Origin of the sequence: Pseudomonas sp. PAMC 29040, assembly GCF_003994535.1 — a bacterium.
GTDB lineage: Bacteria > Pseudomonadota > Gammaproteobacteria > Pseudomonadales > Pseudomonadaceae > Aquipseudomonas > Aquipseudomonas paraversuta.
The window spans coordinates 59,661-79,864 of record NZ_RZAA01000004.1; the positions used below are offsets into that span (position 1 = coordinate 59,661).

Consider the following 20,204-nt stretch of genomic DNA (forward strand, 5'->3'; position numbering starts at 1 on the left):
GGTTTTTGCTGTATGCGAGTCAGCCCTCAGCTACCAAGGGCTACGCAGGCGTTTACGTTTAAGAGCGGGCACGAGCTTGGTTGCGCAGAGCCTTGACCTGGTCGTGATTGCGTTGTACGCCATGGTACTGACGCTCTACCAGATCACGAATGTGCAGCAGTTGGTGCTTCTCAATTTTTTCCAGCGCTTCCTTATAAGCCTTCAGCGCATGGTCTTCGCCGCGCTCGGCTTCATTGAGCACTGCCTCTTCATCCTTGCCGGTAAACATCGATTTCACATCGACCCAGCGACGATGCAAATCACCCGCCACGCTTGTACTGGTCTCCGGGTCGCCACCCAACTGGCGTACCGCGGCCTGCAGCTCGGCAGCCGCAGCCGCACAATCTGCAGAGCGTTTTGCAAACAGGGCCTTGAGCTCAGGATGCTTGATATCTTCGGCACAGGTCTTGAATCCTTCCTGACCGTCTTTACTGGTTTCGATCAGATCGTTCAGGACAGAGATGGCTTCTTTATTGAGGTCAGTCATTATTCAATTCCTTACAAGGTTGAGGATCGTGCATTAGTATTTGCAGACCCCGTGCCAGTTGCTGAATTTGAATAAATCCTTATATATCAAAAAGTTATAGAAATCATAACTATCTGTATCCGGTTTTTTTGCATGATCTGTCAATTGGCCTGCATGCAAAATGCCTGTATTTATCATTCGTTGCATCACGTATCTGAAGGCTGCTGCATGAACCCCGAAAAACTCGAACTGCTGGTGACCCGCGAAATGCCATTCGGCAAATACAAGGGGCGGATCATTGCCGACCTGCCGGGCCAGTATTTGAACTGGTTTGCCCGAGAAGGCTTTCCACACGGCGAATTGGGCGGTCTTCTGGCCCTGATGCAGGAAATCGATCACAACGGTCTGTCAGACCTGCTCGACCCGTTGCGCGCCAAACACGGAAAACCCAAACCCCGCCACTGATAGAGTTGCCCCATGCCAAGGATCGAAGAGAACGCCCGCAACGAAGATTATTGGCACAGCATCGCCGAGCGCTACGACGTAGCAGCCGGTCCGGTCAATCTGGAAAACGGCTACTTCGGGCGCATGACCCGAGGAGTTGCCCAGGACTACCAGCGCAATATCGACTTTATCAACCGCAAGAACTCGGTGCATGTGCGCCCGCAATTCGATGGTCCGCAGAATATCGAGATCCATCATCAACTGGCAGGCTTGCTCGGCGTTGAAGACGCCAGCATCGCCCTCACCCGCTGCGCTTCGGATGCCCTGCAATCGCTGATTCGCAACTACAACGCCTTGCAGCCCGGCGATCAGTTGCTGATCAGCGACCTGGAGTACCCCAGCGTCGAGTCAGCCATGCGCTGGGTGGCCCGGCAGCGCGGGCTTGAGATCATCGAAATAATCCATGAGCACCCCGCCAGCCATGACAGCCTGGTCGCCAGCTATCGTGAGGTATTGGCACGTCATCCGCGAATCAAGCTGATGGCGCTGACCCACGTGACACACCTCACCGGACTGGTCATGCCGGTGCAGGCGATAGTCGATGCGGCCAACGCCCACGGCGTGGACGTGGTGCTGGACGGTGCCCATGCGCTTGGCCAGATCGAGTTCGACCTGCAGGCCCTGGGCGTGGCCTTTGCCGGTTACAACCTGCATAAATGGATCGGCGGACCACTGACCCTGGGGGTCATGTATATCGACCCGCGGCGTCTGGCAGACATTAGCCCGGACATGGGCAGTCAACGTTACCCGGAACCTGATATTCGTAACCGGGCCCCCTATGGCACGGTCAATATTCCGGCATGGCTGACCCTGCCAAAGGTGCTGCAAGAGCACAAAGACCTGGGTGGCGCCCGGGCCAAAGGCGAACGCCTGAACTATCTGCGCGAGCTATGGGTGAGTGAAGCGCGAAAAATGCCGGGCATCGAAGTGCTCACGCCTGATGAACCGCGTCTGCAATGCGCCATTTCTGCCCTGCGATTCACCCACCTGCAGGATCAAACACCGATGGCAGATCGTCTGCTCAAGGATTACAACCTGTTCACCGTGGTGCGCGGCGGTTCAGCCTGCGGTAGCTGTATTCGCATCACCGTGGGCCTCACCACCTCGCTGGATGACATCAACAGGTTGATCAGGGCACTGCGCGAGCTTTCCCGGGGCTAACTGCAGGAGCGAGCTTGCTCGCGATCTTTGAAAGATCGCCAGGCAAGCTCGCTCCTGCAGGTGACTCATCGTTGGGAATTGCGGACAAAAAAAAGGTGCGCCGACCAAGCGCACCAAAAACCGTAGAACACACAACAAATTCGTTACACAGGTGGTCAATCCAGCAAAGCCAGGGCCTCGGCAGTGCATTCCTGGATTCGGGCCCAGTCGCCGTTCTTGATCCACTCGCTGTCGAGCATCCAGCTACCGCCCACACACATCACATTTTTCAATGCCATGTAGTTGCGAATGTTCGCCGGGCTAACACCGCCGGTCGGGCAGAATTTCACTTCACCGAAGGGGCCGCCCAGCGCCTTGATCGCCGCCACACCGCCGCTGACTTCAGCCGGGAACAGCTTGAATCGACGGTAACCCAGACCGTAGCCTTCCATAATTCCGGACGCATTGCTGATACCCGGCAGCAGCGGGATATCGCTGGCCACGCTGGCTTCCAGCAGGTCACGGGTAATGCCCGGGGTGACAATAAATTGCGAACCGGCCTCTTCGGCAGCCGCCAGCATGTGCCGGTCCAGCACGGTGCCCGCCCCTGTTACCAGCTCGGGTCGTTGCTCGCGCAGAACACGAATGGCCTTGAGCCCGAACTGTGAACGCAAGGTCACTTCAAGTGCCGTCAGGCCGCCCGCAGCCAGCGCATCGGCCAGCGGCAGAATGTCTTGCTCACGAGCGATGGTGATCACCGGCAGAATTCGCGCCGAGGCACACAGTTCATCGATCAGGGCGACTTTATCGGCCATCGATACGTTCGCAGTTTTTATTGTCATGGCAGCTGATCCTTGGCTCATGGGCACCAGTAAATCTCTAACGTAGGTTGCAGAAAGGCACGAATCGGCAAGGCGGCAATGTCAGTGCCCGCCAGCGCTTCGTTGAGGGTATTCAATTTGGCCTGCCCTTGAATCGACAGCACCGTGTTCCTGGCGCTCGCCAGCAGGCTGCGGCTCATGCTCAAGCGTTGATGAGGCACGGTCGGTGCCAGCATCGGCCAGCAACGACGCTCACCATCCGCTTTCAAGGCTTCAAGCAGATTCGGGCTGTCGGGGAACAGCGAGGCGGTGTGCCCGTCGTCGCCCATGCCCAGAATCAGGACATCAATCGGCGGTAACTCGGCCAATGCGCGGTCAGCTTGCTCTGCCGCAGCGTCAAGATTGGCCGCCACGTTATACAAGCCGACAAAGCGCGCCTTGGCTGCCGGCCCTTGCAGCAGGTTCTTTTTGAGCAGGCCGGCGTTGCTGTCGGCGTGCTCCACCGGGACCCAGCGCTCATCGGCAAGACTGACCACCACTTTCGACCAGTCCACCGGTTGCTTGATCAGGCTCTGAAAGAACGCCACCGGGCTACGCCCACCGGATACCACCAGGGTGGCAACGCCTTGCGCGCCAATGGCGGCATTCAATTGCCCGGCCACTTTTTTTGCCAGTTCCTCGGCCAGAATCGCCGGGTTCTTGAAGGTGTGCGCGTTGACCCCTTCAGGCAGCTTCAAATCAGATATCGCCATACCAAGACCTCCCGTCCCGCGTAATCAATGCTATGGAACTCATCGGTCCCCAGGAGCCCGCCGCGTACGGCTTGGGCGCATCACCAGACTTTTTCCAGCCGGCGATCAACTGGTCACACCACTTCCATGCCGCTTCAATTTCGTCTTTGCGCACAAACAGGTTCTGGTTGCCGCGCATCACTTCGAGTAACAGACGCTCGTAGGCATCCGGAATCCGCGCACTGCGGTACGTGTCGGAAAAATTCAATTGCAACGGGCCGCTACGCAGTTGCATGCCTTTGTCCAGGCCCTGCTCTTTGGTCATCACCCGCAAGGAGATACCTTCGTCCGGCTGCAGGCGAATAATCAGCTTGTTGCCGATTTGCAGACGCTGCTCCGGGGCGAAGATGTAGTGCGAGGGTTCCTTGAAGTGGATCACGATCTGCGACAGTTTTTGCGGCATGCGTTTGCCGGTGCGCAGATAAAACGGCACCCCCGCCCAACGCCAGTTACGAATGTCGGCACGCAGGGCAACGAAGGTTTCGGTGTCGCTCTGGGTATTGGAGTTTTCTTCCTCCAGATAGCCCGGGACCGACTGCCCTTCGCTGTAACCGGCGATGTATTGGCCACGTACCACCTGGGTGGTGAGACCTTCGGCGCTGATCGGGGCCAGCGCCTTGAGAACCTTTACTTTTTCATCGCGAATGCTGTCTGCCGACAGGTCCGCAGGCGGATCCATGGCAATCAGGCACAACAGCTGCAACAGATGATTCTGGATCATGTCCCGCAGTTGGCCGGCCTTGTCGAAATAGCCCCAGCGCCCCTCGATGCCGACTTTCTCGGCCACGGTGATTTCAACGTGGGAGATGTAGCGCTGGTTCCACTGGGTTTCGAACAGGCTGTTGGCAAAACGCAGGGCGATCAGGTTTTGTACGGTTTCTTTACCCAGGTAGTGGTCGATGCGGTAAATACGCGTCTCGGGGAAGAACTGCGCGACGGCATCGTTGACCTTACGCGATGAGTCCAGGTCCGAACCAATGGGTTTTTCCAGCACCACACGGGTATTTTCAGCCAGACCGACCCTGGACAGGTTCTCGCAGATGGCCCCATACACCGCCGCCGGCGTCGCGAAATACGCGATCAGGCGCTGGGCCGTTCCGGCTTGTTCAGCCAGAGGCAAATAATCTTCTGTCTTGAGAAAGTCCACATGCAGGTAACTCAAGCGAGCCAGGAAGCGGGCTAGCGCTTCTTCTTCGATTTCCTTGGCACCAACGTACTGACGCAACTGGCTGTCGATGTGTGCCAGATGCGTAAGGGCGTCACCCGGCTCGCGAGCCAGCGCAAAAATGCGCGTATCGGCATGCAGCAGGCCGGCACGATCCAGTTGATATAAAGCAGGAAACAGCTTGCGCAAGGCCAGATCGCCAAGGGCGCCGAACAAGGCAAAGGTGCACGGTTCAACCGTAATCGAAGGCATGATGTTTGTTCTTTTATCAAGTTAAGCTACAAATACCTTTTTTCAAGGTATCACTCAAGGAAAAATGTAGTAATAAACACAACATTTTCTCAAAATACAGATTCCTGCTAGTGGTCGTAACAGGCCACCAGTAGGATAGGCCACCTTCCAGAGCTGCTTTAGAACCCGGCTCTTTGCATCGCTGAACCAAGGAACATAAATGGACCGCGTGCGAAATTTACTCGAACAGATCAAAAGCCGCCTCGAAGACCTGAACAAGGCCGAGCGCAAAGTGGCAGAAATCATCCTGCAGAATCCGCAACAGGCGACCCGGTTCAGCATTGCGGCGCTCGCCCAGGCGGCTTCCGTCAGTGAACCTACGGTTAACCGGTTTTGCCGTTCGTTCGGGGTTAGCGGTTACCCGGAGCTAAAGCTGCAACTGGCGCAAAGTCTGGCCAGCGGCGCCGCCTATGTCAGCCGCGCAGTTGAGGCCGACGACAATCCCGAAGCTTACACCCAGAAGATTTTCGGCAGTGCAATTGCATCGCTCGACAGCGCCTGCCAGGCACTGGACCCCAACCTTATCAGCCGCGCCGTCGACTTGCTGATCCAGGCCCGCCAGATTCACTTCTTTGGCCTGGGTGCCTCGGCGCCGGTGGCGCTGGATGCACAGCACAAGTTCTTTCGTTTCAACCTGGCCGTCACTGCCCATGCCGACGTGCTGATGCAGCGCATGATTGCGTCAGTGGCGCACACCGGCGAGCTGTTCGTGATTATTTCCTACACCGGACGGACGCGGGAGCTGGTAGAGGTAGCACGCATTGCGCGGGCAAACGGGGCCTCGGTACTGGGACTGACCGCAGAGAATTCGCCACTGGCCAAGGCCAGTACCTTGAGCCTGAACATTCCGCTGCCTGAAGACACCGACATTTACATGCCGATGACCTCGCGCATCATCCAGCTCACCGTACTGGACGTGTTGGCCACCGGCATGACCCTGCGCCGCGGCGTGGATTTCCAGCCACACCTGCGAAAAATCAAGGAAAGCCTGAACGCCAGCCGCTATCCGGTGGGTGACGAGTTCAACTGACCACCTGCAGGAGCGAGCTTCAAGGCAACCGCAGCTCGCTCCTACAGAGGTGCGGCACTCACCAAACCGGCCCGGGCCTGCAGACTCAGATGCGCTTGCTCGCCAGGGGCCAGGGTCTGATTGTGGGTACCGCCGCTGGTGGACTCGACACACACAAACCCCATCACTTCGTTCCAGCTCACCCCCAGTAACGGCCGCTTGCCCGGATGCCACACCACCGTGTTGCCACTGACGCCGGTGTCGATGCTCAGCGCCCGCCGCCAGGCGTGGTCATTGAGCTGCATTTCGCCGTCATGCCGGAACACCCGCTGACAACCGCCCGCAACCCGTAACTCGCCCTGCTGCTGGCAAACTTCGCGGTTGAGCTGGTCGTAGCCCTGTACCCCGTCAAGACCGGACAGCGCTATCTGCGCCACATCACCAATCCGCCAGTAAGCGCGCAAAGCCTGACTCAGCTGGCAAGGCTCATCGTCCTGATGTTCGGTGCTCAGGCGCAGCTCCATGTCTTCGCCCAGTCGCGCATGCAGATCCACCTGCCAGTCGCACAGCTGTAACCGCCAGTGCAGGCTCACGCCCTCTTCGTCTGCATGACTGTCCAGCAACTTCCAGTCGATCAAACGCGCCCAGCCATGGGACGGCCACGCATTTTCGCTTGGATGACGGCCATACCACGGCCAGAAAATAGGCACGCCACCACGGATCGCTCCAACTTGCGGCCATTTGGCAGCACACCACAACCAGGGCTTCTGGCCGGTGGGTTTGAAATGCAGAAGTTGCGCACCCTGACGGCTGAACACGGCCTGACAATGGGGGTGGTCAATCACCAGGATGTCACGCTGCTGAAAGCGCTCCCACTGGAAGACCGGCTGCTCGCGTCTGGATTTGAAAAAACGGTGAAGCGGATGCTCATGCATGTGCCGCAGTCCTGAAAATCATGTCGCCCAAACCTTAGTAGAACCTGTGGGAGCTGGCCTGCCTGCAAGGAGGTGCCAGATCCAGAAAAGATATCGACGGGTAAACCGCTATCGCGGTCTCACTAAAGCCCGAAAGCTCCTGCACAAAAAAACGGATAGCCATGGCTATCCGTCAAATGCGCATAAGGACAGGAGCTTATCGCAACAACGTTAGAACACCGACTGAATTTTCAGGCCGGCCACCAACGCGTTATCAACCTGGTCAACACCGCCCGGGTGAGTGATGTACTGCAGGTTAGGACGCACAGTCAGCCAGTTGGTCACGTGGATGCCGTAGTTGAGTTCGTAGTTGTATTCGGTGGAGCGCAGCGGTGAGTACAGCGGGTTGTCATAGTCGGTGACACCAATGGCCTCGTTGGCCAGCTCGGCGTTTTTCTTCACATCACTGTTGACGTGGATACGGGCAAAACCGATACCGATGTCATCTTTTGGACGGGCATCGAACGGACCTTTGTACACAAACATCAGCGACTGATAGTTGTCGACAATGTTGGTGGCCTTGTCGTGGAAAGTTGCGTTGGCTGCAACATTCAGACCACGGGAGGCATCACCGTTGTGGCTGGTGAGTTGCTGCTGGGCCACAAACCAGTAACCGTGCTTGCTGTTGCGCACACGGTAGCTTTGACCGGTGGTCGCAGCATCTGCGCCGTTGATGTCTTCGCGCAGGTCATCCGCAGGTGCCGTGCTCTTGTAGTAGCCCACACGGTATTCGCCCGGCAGGTTGTTGACCTTGGGCGACCAGACCAGTTCGACCGGTAGCACTGTACCCTTGGTCCCGCTGCCGCTGAGTTTGAAACCGTTACCGTGCTCAAGTTGTGACGGGTTCTGGTTGTACGCACCGATCTGCGCATAGAACTCGGGGGTGATGTTGTATTTCACCCGCAGTGCAGCCTGGCTGACCGGCCAGTTGTACCAGATGTTGGTGGCCCAGTTACCCACCTGGGAACCGCAGAACGCCAGGTTCTGGAATTCGCACGGGAAGGTATTGAAGTCTTCGCCTTCACCGAAGTAACCGGCCTTGACGTCCAGTTTGCCGTCCAGGAATTGATGCTGGATATACAACTGGGTCAGACGAACCATGTGGCCACGGCCGTAGACTTCCTGGGAGGAGCTCAGGGTTCCGGCACGCGGGTCGCCGATACGGTCATTGGAGATGCTCTGACCATTACGGTTGGTGAGCTGGATCTTGGCCTGGGTGTTATCCCAGCCCCACAGCTTTTGCAGGTCCAGCGCCACGCCCAGCCCGAACTGGTCGCTGTAGCGCGCGGTCTTGTCGTGGTTATAGCCGCCATGCAGGTTGGCGCCTACTTCACCGACGTAATCGGCCTTGATGTCGATACCCTGCTCGATCAGCTTGGTCCGCTCACCGCCCCAATCACCGGTCATCCATTTTGAATCTGCACTGAAAGCGTCGTCGGCCATCGCATTGGCAGAAAGCACCAGCGCGGCGACGGCTGACAGCTGGCAGATCAACCGGGTATTTGCGTGTTGCTTTTTCATCCCTAAATCCTCGTCTTTTATTGTTATTAACTGTTTTTATCCAACTCGGTCCACTTTTAAATTCCCGACCGTTCCAATGCCCGCAACGGCACTACCCCTGTGTAACTGTGGGGGCGGGTCGCTTGCAGCTCAGACGGCCCCGGCTCCTCCATGAACACCCCCACACTTTGAAACTCAGCGCCCCTTGATTCGGGTGACGTTGTCGGCACGATCCTGTACCGGCAACGAAGCAGCAGTGCCCAGGCGCTCACCGGTTTTGGCATCGAACAGCAACACCTTGGCCGGATCGAATTGCAGGGTCAGGGTTTCACCCACTTGCGGCGCCACATCGGGCGCCAGACGACAGCAGACCTTGGCCTCATTGAGCTGAACAAAGACCAGAGTGTCCGGACCTGTGGGCTCGGTCACCTGGACTTCGGCGCGAATGGTTGGCATGCCGGCAGCATCGGCCGAGGCCAGCACGATTTGCTCCGGGCGCAGCCCCAGAATCACCTCCCGGTCTTCCAGACCGGCGTCATCCATGCTCATCGGCAACTCACAACGCGCCTGGCCACTGTCCAGCAGCGCCAGCAGGCGGCCGTCCTTGCGCTGCAGGCGCAACGGAATGAAGTTCATCGGTGGCGAACCGATAAAGCTGGCAACAAACAGGTTGGCCGGATCGTTGTAGATCTGCTTGGGAGTACCGAACTGCTGAATGATGCCGTCCTTCATGACCGCCACCTTGTCGCCCAGGGTCATGGCCTCGATCTGATCGTGGGTGACGTAGACGGTGGTGGTTTTCAGACGCTGGTGCATCAGTTTCATTTCGGTGCGCATCTCGACCCGCAACTTGGCATCGAGGTTGGACAATGGCTCGTCGAACAGATAGATCTTCGGCCGCCGGGCCAGGGCCCGGCCCATTGCCACACGCTGTTGCTGACCGCCGGACAATTGCCCCGGCTTGCGGTTGAGCAAATGCTCGATCTGCAACAACTTGGCAACCCGGGCCACTTCTTCGTCGATGTCAGCCCGGGGCATCTTGCGGATCTTGAGACCGAACTCGATGTTCTCGCGCACACTCATGGTCGGGTACAGCGCATAGGACTGGAACACCATGGCGATGTCGCGATCCTTGGGACTCAAGCCGCTGACGTCCTGATCATCAATCATGATCGCGCCGCCCGTGATGTTCTCCAGGCCGGCGATGCAGTTCATCAGCGTCGACTTGCCACACCCGGAAGGCCCCACCAGGATCAGGAACTCTCCTTCCTTGATCGACAGTTCGATGTTCTTCAGGGTGTCCGGCAAGCCGGCACCGTAGGTCTTGTTTACATTACGAAGTTCAAGCGTTGCCATGATTACCCCTTGACTGCGCCGGCCGTCAGCCCGCGCACGAAATACTTGCCTGCGACCACATAGACCAGCAGGGTCGGCAGCCCGGCGATCATCGCCGCGGCCATATCCACGTTGTATTCCTTGACCCCGGTACTGGTGTTGACCAGGTTGTTCAGCGCCACGGTAATGGGCTGTGAGTCACCACTGGAGAACACCACGCCGAACAGGAAGTCATTCCAGATCTGCGTGAATTGCCAGATCAGGCAGACCATGATGATCGGGGTCGACATCGGCAGAATGATCATGCGGAAAATCGTAAAGAAACCCGCGCCATCCAGACGCGCCGCCTTAACCAGTGCGTCGGGAATGCTGACGTAGTAATTGCGGAAAAACAGTGTAGTAAACGCCAGGCCGTAAACAATGTGCACAAACACCAGGCCGGTGGTGGTGCTGGCCAGACCCATTTTGCCGAGGGTGAACGAGGCTGGCAGCAACACCGTCTGGAACGGCAGGAAGCAGCCGAACAGCAGCAGGCCGAAGAACAACTGCGAACCGCGAAAACGCCACATCGACAACACGTAGCCGTTGAGCGCGCCGATGGCGGTGGAGACCAGTACCGCCGGGACGGTGATCTTGATCGAGTTCCAGAAGTAGCCGTCGACCGTGGCCCAGGCCTTGACCCAGCCAATGCCGGTGACCACGGCGGGCCAGCTCAGCAGGTTGCCGGTACTGATGTCTTCCGGGGTTTTGAAGCTGGTCAACAACATGACCACCAGGGGGACCAGGTACAGCAGTACAGCGAAGAGCAGCACCGCGTAGATCGCGATGCGGCTCAGGCTGATGGCGGATTTGCCGGCAAGACTAGTCATTACGCTTGGCCCTCAGCTCGGAATACAGGTAAGGCACGATGATCGCAAGAATCGCTCCGAGCATCAGAATCGCACTGGCCGAACCGACACCCATCTGACCGCGACTGAAGGTGAAGGAATACATGAACATCGCAGGCAAGTCGGACGAGTAACCCGGACCACCGGCCGTCATTGCCGCCACCAGGTCAAAACTCTTGATCGCAATGTGCGCCAGAATCATCACCGCACTGAAGAACACCGGACGCAGGCTTGGCAGCACCACTTTCCAGTAAATCCGCGGCAAACTCGCGCCATCGATCTGGGCGGCACGAATGATCGATTGATCGACCCCGCGCAGGCCGGCGAGGAACATCGCCATGATAAAACCCGAGGCTTGCCACACTGCCGCAATCACCAGGCAATACACCACGCGGTCGGGATCGATCAGCCAGTCCAGTCGAAAGCCTTCCCAGCCCCAGTCCCGCAGCAGCTTGTCCAGGCCCATGCCCGGGTTCAGCAACCACTTCCAGGCGGTACCGGTGACGATCATCGAGAGCGCCATCGGGTACAGGTAAATAGTGCGGATGAAGCCTTCACGCCGGATGCGCTGATCGAGGAACACCGCCAGCGTCACGCCAATCACCAAGGTAATGGCGATGAACATGCCACCGAATACCGCCAGGTTTTTGCTGGCGACCCACCAGCGGTCGTTGTCGAACAGCCGTGCGTATTGCGCCAGGCCTACCCATTTGTAGGTCGGCAGGAAAGTCGAGTTGGTGAACGAAAGAACGAACGTCCACAGGATATAGCCGTAAAAGCCCACCAGGACGATGAACATGCTGGGCGCCAGCACCAGTTTGGGAAGCCAGCGCTGCAGTGCATCGAACGGCGAGGCTTTGCTGAAGGCAGCAACAGAACTCATGGGGAAATCCATAAAAAAGGAAAGAGCAGTTACCCGCTACAAGTTTCAAGCTGCAAGACAAGCAGGACAGTGCTCTGACTTGCAGCTTGAAACCTGCCGCTACGGGTTACTTGGCAGACTTGACCGCTGCGCCGAGTTTCTTGGCCGTTTCAACCGGGTCGGCTTTCGGGTCGTTGATGTAGTTGGTCACCACATCAAAGAATGCGCCCTGCACCGCCAGCGTGGTTGCCATGTTGTGCGCCATGCTCGGCTGCAGGCCACCGCTTTTGGCATCAGCCAGGAAGTCCTTGGCCGCGGTCTGGGCGCAAGAATCGAAACCGTACTTGGCCATGTCGTTCAGCATGTCGATCCGCACCGGGATCGAGCCTTTGTTGATGCTGAAGACTTTCTGGAAGTCTTCCCCCAGGGTGACCTTGGCGATGTCCTGCTGACCCGCCGCCGTGCCCTTGTCTTTCTGCTTGAACACCGCCAGGGAGTCGATGTTGTAGGTAAAGGCTTTATCGGTACCCGGGAAAGGCACGCACTGATAATCCTTGCCCGCGACTTTCTTGGCCGCCGTCCACTCGCTCTTGGCCCAGTCACCCATGATCTGCATGCCGGCCTTGCCGTTGATGACCTTGCCCGCTTCCAGGTTCCAGTCCTGCCCCTTGCCGTCTGCGTCCATGTAGGTCGCGACTTTCTTCAGTTCGGTCAGCGCCTTGACCATTTCAGGACCGGTCAGGGTGGCGTTATCCAGCTCTACCAGTGCCTTCTTGTAGCCATCGACCCCCATGACCGAGAGCACCACGGCTTCGAACACAGTGCTGTCCTGCCAAGGCTGGCCACCGTGGGCGAGCGGAATGAAACCGGCAGCCTTGAGCTTGTCGCCCGCGGCATAGAATTCTTCGAGGGTGGCAGGGGCTTTTTCGATACCGGCTTTCTTGAACACTTCAGGGTTGATCCACAGCCAGTTGACCCGGTGGATGTTCACCGGCACGGCCACGTAATTGCCTTCGTATTTCACGGTATCGGAGACTTTCTTGTCGAGCAGGCTGTCCCACTTCTCTTCTTTGGCAACGTCCTTCAGGACTTCAGTGTCGAGCAAGCCCGTGGAGGCCCACTCCTGGATGTCGGGGCCTTTGATCTGAGCCATGCCTGGCGGGTTGCCGGCGACAGCACGGCTTTTCAGTACGGTCATGGCCGTGGCTCCGCCACCGCCGGCGACTGCGCCGTCTTTCCAGGTGAAGCCGTCTTTTTCGACCTGGGCCTTGAGGACATCAACGGCCGCTTTTTCACCGCCCGAGGTCCACCAGTGCACCACTTCGACCGTGCCTTTGGAATCGGCAGGTGCGTCGGCGGCATAGGTTGTCAGGGGAAATGCACAGGCGAGAGAGATGGAAACGGCGAGGCGACTGAGTGAATTCATGAGATGTCCTTTCTTGTTGTTATAGCTGGGCAAGTCTTTTGCTTGCGCTGCCGAAGAGTGTATCCATCACCGCCCAGGCTCGCGTAACGAAGAGACGCGCAAATGTCACGATCCGGTTACATAAAGATCAACCCGATCAGTCGGCATTTCGCGGCAGGTACAAAGTGACCCGCAGCCCGCCGACGCGCAGGTTCTGCAGACTGACTTCGCCCCCATGGCTATGGGCGATGCTGCGGGCAATACCGAGCCCCAGACCATAGCCCTGCTGCTGCCCGGCCAGACGAAAGTGCGGTTCAAATACTTGTTCCAGACGCTGCTCCGGTACGCCCGGGCCCTCATCGTCAACGGTCAGAACGAAGGCGCGCTCATTGTCATCAATGCGCAGGTGAGCTTTTTTTCCGTATTTGAGTGCGTTATCTATCAGGTTGCCCATGCAGCGACGCAGGGCCAGGGGCTTGCCCGAGTAAGGCTTGAGGGCTCGCCCCTGTAACGTCACACGGCCATTTCCCTGGGGCAATAAATAAGGCTCTATCAGACAATCGAGTAACAGATTGAGGTCCACCTGCTCGATATTTTCGTGAATATCGGTGTCCTTCACACATTGCAGTGCACCTTTGACCAGCAACTCGAGTTCATCCAGATCGCGGCCAAACTTGTGCTGCAGTTGCTCGTCTTCAAGCAACTCGACCCGCAGCCGCAGGCGGGTGATGGGAGTACGCAAATCATGGGAGATGGCACTGAACAACTGGCTGCGCTCCGTCAGATAACGGCTGATACGGGCGCGCATGGTATTAAAGGCCCGGCCGACTTCCACCACTTCGCTGCCGCCACCGATTTCCACCGGCTTGAGCTTGTCCTCCCCCAGCGACATATCCCGCGCCGCCCGGGCCAGACGCTTGAGCGGGCGACTTTGCCAGTGCACCAGCAGTCCGATAAACAACAGCAGGAAGATGCTGCTCAGGGCGATAAACCACAACTGCACGGCCGGCAGGCCTTCCTCCTCAAGGCTGGTATAGGGTTCGGGCAACAAGGAGGCGATGTACAGCCACTCGCCGGGGGCCATCTGAATTTGCGTCACCAGTACCGGCGGATTGACCGGCTCCAGGGTCAAGGCGAAATGCGCCCAGGAACGCGGCAACTCTTCGAGCCTCATGCCGGCATTGAAGATGCGCAAGTCCCGGGGGCTGACAAATTGCACGGTCATGTCGACATCAGCCCCCAGGGACTGGCGCAACACTTGATCCACCGCGCTGAGCACCGCCTTTTTGCGCTGGGTCGGCTGCAGCACCGGCATCTCCAGCGGCTTGTCATTCAAGCTTACGAAGAACCGCGTACCGCCCATGCTGCGCATCTGGTCGAGCACCATGGGCCGGTAGGCCAGGGGTAGTGACCGCAAGTACGTCACCGTGGCATTCATCGAATACGCCAGGCTGCGGGCACTGGTGACCAGGCCTTCGAGCTGGGTGGTACGCAATTGCGAGAGCCAGATGGCACTCGATAGCGTCTGCGCCAGCAAAATGGCAAGCAGGGTGAGTAACAGCATGCGCCCGAGCAATGAACGGGGGATACGGACTTGGGGCCGGAATTTAAAGGCCATGGACGGCGCTGACCTGGGCCGCCAGCTGATAACCGCTGCCGCGAACGGTGCGGATCAGCCGGGGAGGCTTGTCGGTGTCACGCAAGCGTTGACGCAAACGGCTGACAGCCATGTCGACGATGCGGTCGAGCGGCATCAGATCCCTGCCGCGGGTTGCGTTGCCGATGGTATCGCGATCGAGGATCTGTTGCGGGTTGTCCAGAAACAGCTTGAGCAAGGCGAAGTCTGCTCCCGACAAGATCACTTCTTCCCCGTCGGTATGAAACAGGCGATGGGTCACAGTGTTCAGGCGCCATTCGTCAAAGGCCATGACCTCGTTGCCGGCCGTCACATTGACGCTGGAAAACTGCGCCCGGCGCAGCAACGCCTTGATCCGCGCCTGAAGTTCACGGGGGCTGAAAGGCTTGCCCAGGTAATCGTCTGCGCCCAGCTCCAGGCCAATCACCCGGTCAGCCTCGTCGGAGCTGGCAGTGAGCATGATGATCGGGATTGTGGCAAAGCGCGGGTGTTGCCGCACCCAGCGGCACAGGCTGAAGCCATCTTCATCGGGCAACATCACATCAAGTATCAGCAGATCGCCGGGTGTGTCTTCCAGCGCCTGGCGAAAGCCGGCACCGTCACCCACGGTACGTACCTGAAAACCGGCGCGGGTGAGATAGATATCAAGCAGTTCGCGAATGTCCTGGTCATCGTCGACCAGCAAAATTGATTTGCCGAGTGCGCTCACAGCGGTGTTCCTTATTGTTTTTTACCCCCCCCTTGATGCAGGCGCGGGCTTGCTGACGACAGTATCGCTGCGGGTGTTCAGCCGAACGCTTGCTGCAACGCCACCCCCGCACCGATCAGACCCGAGTAAGGGGCAGTGACCAGCCACACGGGAATACCCCTGAGGTAGTCACTCATGCAGCCCTTGTCAGTGAAACTTTGGGCAAAGCCGCTGGCCAGAAAAATATCGGCAAAGCGCGGGATCACCCCGCCTACGATATACACCCCGCCTCGTCCGCCGACGGTCAGCACATTGTTGCCCGCCACTCGCCCCAACCAGCAACTGAACTGCTCCAGCACCTGCAATGCCAGCGGGTCTCCAGCCAGGGCCGCAGCGGTGATGGCATGGTCACTGTCCAGCACCGGGGTATGGCCATCTACCGCACAGATCGCCCGATAGACGCGGGGCAAGCCGCTGCCGCTCAAAACGGTTTCGGCACTGACATGCCCGATGTCGTTGTAGATGTGCTGCCACAGCTGCACTTCACGCGGGTTGCTCATGGGCAGATCAACGTGACCACCCTCCCCCGGCAACGCCATCCACTGCTCGCCCCCCAGGTTGAGCAGAGTCCCCACCCCAAGGCCGGTGCCCGGGCCAATCACCACTGCCGGCCGTGCCGGATCAGGAGTGCCGGGGCAGACCTGACGCACATCTTCGGGTTGCAAGCGGGTCATGCCCAGCGCCATGGCGCTGAAATCATTGACCAGCAACAGATTGTCGACCTGCAACGCCTGGCAAAACGCCGAACGGCTCAGACGCCAATGGTTGTTGGTGAAGCGAAACTCATCACCGCTCACCGGCCCGGCCACGGACAAACACACCGAGCCGACCGCCCCCGGGGCCAGTTGCAGATCGTGCAGGTAAAGCCTGATGGCGTCTTCCGGGCAGACGAAGTCCACCGTGGCCAGTACGCGGACCGAATGCAGCTGGTCGTTTTCCCACAACGCAAAGCGTGCGTTGGTCCCCCCGATATCACCGACCAGCGCCAGTTTCATTTCAAGTTTTCCAGAGACGAGGTGAAGGTACTCGCGCCCTGCTCAGCCGAACTGAAGGCGTGACGCATAAACGCAAACAGCTCGCGCCCGGTACCCACGGCATTGCTCAAGGTGCCGATCGCCGGAGTGCGCGCTGCGAATTCTGCCTCATCCACCAGCAGTTGCAATGTGCCTTTGACCCCGTCGACCCGGATCATGTCGCCATCCTGAACCCGGGCCAGAGCGCCACCAATCGAGGCTTCGGGGCTGACATGAATCGCGGCCGGGATTTTGCCCGAGGCGCCCGACATCCGGCCGTCGGTAATCAGTGCCACCTTGAAGCCACGGTCCTGCAAGACGCCCAGAAACGGCGTCATTTTGTGCAGCTCGGGCATGCCGTTGGAGCGCGGGCCCTGGAAGCGCATCACCGCGACAAAATCATGTTCCAGCTCGCCGGCCGCAAACGCGTCGGCCAGCTCTTGCTGATCCTGGAAGACCCGGGCCGGGGCTTCGACAATTTGATGCTCGGGTGCCACCGCCGATACTTTCATCACGCCGCGCCCCAGATTGCCTTCCATCACCCGCAGCCCGCCCTCTGCCGAGAAGGCACGGGCCACAGGCCGCAAAATGGATTCATCCAGGCTTTCAATCGGGCCTTCACGCCAGACCAGATTGCCATCTACCAGGAACGGCTCGCGGGTGTAGCGGCTCAGCCCAAAACCGGCCACGGTATTGACGTTTTCGTGGAGCAAGCCGGCCTCGAGCAGTTCGCGAATCAGGAACGCCATACCGCCCGCGGCCTGGAAATGGTTGATATCGGCCTTGCCGTTCGGATACACGTGGGACAGGGTTGGCACCACCTCGGACAGGTCGGCCATGTCTTGCCAGGTCAGCTGGATACCCGCGGCCATGGCAATTGCCGGCATGTGCAGGGTGTGGTTGGTCGAGCCGCCCGTGGCGTGCAGCGCCACAATGGAGTTGACCAGCGAACGCTCGTCGACGATCTCGCCCAACGGCATGAAGTTGCCGTTTTGCTTGGTCAGACGGGTGATCTGGTGCGCGGCTTCCCGCGTCAGCGCATCACGCAATGGGGTGTAGGGGTTGACGAAGGAGGCGCCTGGCAGGTGCAGGCCCATGACTTCCATCAACAACTGATTGGTGTTGGCGGTGCCATAAAACGTGCAGGTGCCGGGGCTGTGGTAGGACTTCATTTCCGATTCCAGCAGCTCTTCGCGGCTGGCCTTGCCTTCGGCGTAACGCTGGCGTACGTCGGCTTTTTCTTTGTTGGAGATCCCCGACGGCATAGGCCCGCCCGGAACAAAGATGGTCGGCAGATGACCAAAGCGCAGCGCGCCCATCAGCAAGCCCGGAACGATCTTGTCGCAAATCCCCAGCATCATCGCCGCATCGAACATGTTGTGCGACAGCGCCACGGCCGTCGACAAGGCAATCACTTCACGGCTCAGCAGGCTCAGCTCCATCCCCGCCTCACCTTGGGTCACACCATCGCACATGGCCGGGGTACCGCCGGCAAACTGGCCGACCGAGCCCATTTCACGCAGTGCCTGCTTGATTTGCTCCGGAAAATGCTCGTAAGGCTGATGCGCCGACAGCATGTCGTTATATGACGAAACAATTGCGACGTTGGCCGCGTTCATCAGCTTCAGGTTGTTTTTATCATCCGCCCCGCACCCGGCTACGCCATGGGCAAAGTTGGCACATTGCAGCTTGCCGCGTTGCGGACCGTCACTGGCGGCCCCGCGAATAAGCGCCAGATACGCCTCGCGGGTAGCTCGACTGCGGGCAATAAGACGCTCGGTGACTTCAAGAACGCGGGGATGCATGTGTTGAACTCCAGGCTAACGGATGTGGCGACCGGGACGTGTCCTATGCTGACCGAAGGGCGCAGACACGCGACTTCAATCATTCGGACCCGTTGATTCAGGTCACTCGTTGTAGATAAAACAAAATATTGCCACTTAAATGGCTTGTTTTCTATTTTTATGCGAATAATCTTGTAATTCCAACAACAAATCGATGGCGGACGCTTTCCATGACTCTACGAATCGCAATCAATGGCTTTGGCCGAATCGGCCGCAACGTCCTGCGTGCACTGTATACCCAAGGCTACCGTCAGGACCTGCAGATCGTCGCCATCAACGATCTGGGCGACAGCTCGATCAATGCTCACCTGCTCAAGTTCGACACGGTTCATGGCACTTTCGACGCAACGGTCGAGCATGATCAGGAAAGCCTGACCGTCAATGGCGACCGCATCGCCGTCACTGCCATTCGCAATCCCGCTGAACTGCCTTGGGCCGCCCTGAAGATCGACGTGGTGTTTGAATGTACCGGCCTGTTCACCGAACGCAGCAAAGCCGAGGCACATATTAGCGCCGGCGCACGCAAAGTGATCATCTCCGCCCCGGGTAAAAATGCTGACGCGACGGTGGTCTACGGGGTAAACCACGACATCCTGCGTCAATCGCACCAGATTATTTCCAATGCCTCATGCACCACCAACTGCCTGGCACCGGTAGCGCAAATTCTGCATCGCGAATTCGGCATTGAAAACGGCCTGATGACCACCATTCACGCCTACACCAACGATCAGAACCTGACCGACGTTTACCACTCCGACCCTTACCGCGCGCGCTCGGCCACCCAAAACATGATCCCGAGCAAAACCGGCGCCGCCGAAGCCGTGGGTCTGGTGCTGCCTGAACTGGCCGGCAAGCTGACCGGCATGGCCGTACGGGTTCCGGTGATCAACGTGTCACTGGTGGACCTGACCGTTGAGCTCAAGCGTGAAGTCAGCGCGGGCGAAGTCAATGCTCTGTTCAAAGAGGCCAGCCAACACTCCAAAGTCCTGGGGTACAACACCTTGCCGCTGGTTTCGAGCGACTTTAACCACAATCCGCTGTCGTCGATCTTCGATGCCAATCACACCAAAGTCAGCGGCAAAATGTTGAAAGTGCTGGCCTGGTATGACAACGAATGGGCGTTCTCCAACCGCATGCTCGATAACTGCCTGGCGCTGTGTAACGCGGAGTAACGCGATGATCGGTATCAGCTTCACCTCGGCCCCCCTGGCGGCGCGCAAGCGTATCGCCCTGGTGGCTCACGATCACTGCAAGGGTTTCTTGCTGGACTGGGCCGAGCGGCACAAAACAGTGCTCAGCCAGCACGAGCTGTGCGCCACTGGCACCACGGGTTTGCTGTTAAGCCAACGCCTGGGCTTGCCGATCGAAAGCATGATCAGCGGCCCATTGGGTGGCGACCAGCAGGTCGGCGCGCGGATCGCCGAGCAACGGGTCGATATGCTGGTGTTTTTCTGGGACCCCTTCGAGCCCCAGCCCCACGATCCGGATATCAAGGCACTGCTGCGGGTAGCCGCGGTGTGGAATATTCCGGTGGCATGCAATGAGTGCAGCGCCGATTACTTGATCAGCAGCCCATTGATGAGCCAGCCCCACGAGCATCGCATCCCCGATTACAGCGCCTATCTCAAGGGGCGCGTGTAAGGCACCAGCACCTCATCCACACTGTGGGGGCTGGCAAGCCAGCTCCCGCAGATGGAAAAGGCCTCACAGATTCTCCCCCGCACAAAACAGCACTTGACCAAAGGCATGGATGATAAGCATTATCATTCGCTCA

At 58.6% G+C, this 20,204-nt stretch carries 19 protein-coding genes; 5 read left to right on the forward strand and 14 right to left on the reverse strand.

From position 1 onward, the window contains the following. Nucleotides 1-58 precede the first annotated feature (58 nt). Nucleotides 59-526, reverse strand: a complete 468-nt coding sequence (locus WG29040_RS08035) for a PA2169 family four-helix-bundle protein (protein ID WP_003440729.1) — start codon at nt 524-526, stop codon at nt 59-61. Between the two features lie 207 nt (nt 527-733). On the opposite strand from WG29040_RS08035, the gene WG29040_RS08040 reads away from it, so the two are divergent. Together WG29040_RS08040 and WG29040_RS08045 are read left to right on the forward strand one after the other, a co-directional pair. Continuing rightward, the gene (locus WG29040_RS08040) at nt 734-970 is read left to right on the forward strand and encodes a DUF3820 family protein (RefSeq protein ID WP_019693207.1); all 237 of its coding nucleotides are present in this window, start codon (nt 734-736) and stop codon (nt 968-970) included. Nucleotides 971-982: 12 nt separating this feature from the next. Continuing rightward, a complete protein-coding gene (locus tag WG29040_RS08045) occupies nt 983-2,170 on the forward strand; it encodes an aminotransferase class V-fold PLP-dependent enzyme (RefSeq protein WP_127195978.1) in 1,188 nt (395 codons plus the stop codon). 155 nt (nt 2,171-2,325) lie between these two features. Here WG29040_RS08045 and WG29040_RS08050 read toward each other — a convergent pair whose 3' ends face one another. The 3 genes from WG29040_RS08050 to zwf are packed head-to-tail and all read right to left on the reverse strand — an operon-like array spanning nt 2,326 to nt 5,178. Further along, nucleotides 2,326-3,012: a bifunctional 4-hydroxy-2-oxoglutarate aldolase/2-dehydro-3-deoxy-phosphogluconate aldolase gene (locus WG29040_RS08050; RefSeq protein WP_177412956.1), complete on the reverse strand. Its 687-nt coding sequence runs from the start codon at nt 3,010-3,012 to the stop codon at nt 2,326-2,328. Then, on the reverse strand, nt 3,009-3,722 hold the full coding sequence (gene pgl, locus WG29040_RS08055; RefSeq protein WP_003440717.1) for a 6-phosphogluconolactonase: 714 nt from the start codon (nt 3,720-3,722) through the stop codon (nt 3,009-3,011). The genes WG29040_RS08050 and pgl overlap by 4 nt, the downstream gene beginning before the upstream one ends. After that, nucleotides 3,709-5,178, reverse strand: coding sequence for a glucose-6-phosphate dehydrogenase (gene zwf, locus WG29040_RS08060; RefSeq protein ID WP_127195979.1), 1,470 nt, complete (start codon nt 5,176-5,178; stop codon nt 3,709-3,711). The genes pgl and zwf overlap by 14 nt, the downstream gene beginning before the upstream one ends. A 208-nt stretch (nt 5,179-5,386) precedes the next feature. Here zwf and WG29040_RS08065 point away from each other — a divergent pair, with 208 nt between their 5' ends. After that, nucleotides 5,387-6,247, forward strand: coding sequence for a MurR/RpiR family transcriptional regulator (locus tag WG29040_RS08065; RefSeq protein WP_177412960.1), 861 nt, complete (start codon nt 5,387-5,389; stop codon nt 6,245-6,247). 41 nt (nt 6,248-6,288) lie between these two features. On the opposite strand, the gene WG29040_RS08070 is transcribed toward WG29040_RS08065, so the two are convergent. The 10 genes from WG29040_RS08070 to edd form a co-directional block, all read right to left on the reverse strand. Then, on the reverse strand, nt 6,289-7,161 hold the full coding sequence (locus WG29040_RS08070; RefSeq protein WP_127195980.1) for a D-hexose-6-phosphate mutarotase: 873 nt from the start codon (nt 7,159-7,161) through the stop codon (nt 6,289-6,291). Between the two features lie 210 nt (nt 7,162-7,371). Then, nucleotides 7,372-8,721 carry a carbohydrate porin gene (locus WG29040_RS08075; RefSeq protein ID WP_003440710.1) on the reverse strand — a complete coding sequence of 450 codons (1,350 nt, stop codon included), beginning with the start codon at nt 8,719-8,721 and terminating at the stop codon, nt 7,372-7,374. 174 nt (nt 8,722-8,895) lie between these two features. After that, entirely contained in the window at nt 8,896-10,056 is a 1,161-nt protein-coding gene (locus tag WG29040_RS08080) for an ABC transporter ATP-binding protein (protein ID WP_003440708.1), read from the reverse strand. 2 nt (nt 10,057-10,058) lie between these two features. Continuing rightward, complete coding sequence (locus WG29040_RS08085) at nt 10,059-10,904, reverse strand: carbohydrate ABC transporter permease (protein ID WP_127195981.1); 846 nt, start codon at nt 10,902-10,904, stop codon at nt 10,059-10,061. Next, nucleotides 10,897-11,805, reverse strand: a complete 909-nt coding sequence (locus tag WG29040_RS08090; RefSeq protein WP_003440704.1) for a carbohydrate ABC transporter permease — start codon at nt 11,803-11,805, stop codon at nt 10,897-10,899. Before WG29040_RS08090 ends, WG29040_RS08085 begins: the two co-directional genes overlap by 8 nt. Nucleotides 11,806-11,911: 106 nt before the next feature. Then, on the reverse strand, nt 11,912-13,210 hold the full coding sequence (locus WG29040_RS08095) for an ABC transporter substrate-binding protein (protein ID WP_003440702.1): 1,299 nt from the start codon (nt 13,208-13,210) through the stop codon (nt 11,912-11,914). A 136-nt stretch (nt 13,211-13,346) separates the two neighbouring features. Continuing rightward, nucleotides 13,347-14,807 (reverse strand): ATP-binding protein, encoded by a 1,461-nt coding sequence (locus tag WG29040_RS08100; protein WP_127195982.1) that lies wholly within the window; start codon nt 14,805-14,807, stop codon nt 13,347-13,349. Then, nucleotides 14,797-15,534: a response regulator gene (locus WG29040_RS08105; protein ID WP_003440699.1), complete on the reverse strand. Its 738-nt coding sequence runs from the start codon at nt 15,532-15,534 to the stop codon at nt 14,797-14,799. The genes WG29040_RS08100 and WG29040_RS08105 overlap by 11 nt, the downstream gene beginning before the upstream one ends. A gap of 77 nt (nt 15,535-15,611) precedes the next feature. Further along, the gene (locus tag WG29040_RS08110; RefSeq protein WP_003440697.1) at nt 15,612-16,568 is read right to left on the reverse strand and encodes a glucokinase; all 957 of its coding nucleotides are present in this window, start codon (nt 16,566-16,568) and stop codon (nt 15,612-15,614) included. Next, the gene (gene edd / locus WG29040_RS08115) at nt 16,565-18,391 is read right to left on the reverse strand and encodes a phosphogluconate dehydratase (RefSeq protein WP_127195983.1); all 1,827 of its coding nucleotides are present in this window, start codon (nt 18,389-18,391) and stop codon (nt 16,565-16,567) included. The genes WG29040_RS08110 and edd overlap by 4 nt, the downstream gene beginning before the upstream one ends. A gap of 209 nt (nt 18,392-18,600) precedes the next feature. Here edd and gap point away from each other — a divergent pair, with 209 nt between their 5' ends. Then, entirely contained in the window at nt 18,601-19,602 is a 1,002-nt protein-coding gene (gap, locus tag WG29040_RS08120; protein ID WP_127195984.1) for a type I glyceraldehyde-3-phosphate dehydrogenase, read from the forward strand. Between the two features lie 4 nt (nt 19,603-19,606). Continuing rightward, nucleotides 19,607-20,071 (forward strand): methylglyoxal synthase, encoded by a 465-nt coding sequence (locus WG29040_RS08125; RefSeq protein ID WP_003440683.1) that lies wholly within the window; start codon nt 19,607-19,609, stop codon nt 20,069-20,071. Nucleotides 20,072-20,204: the final 133 nt, after the last annotated feature.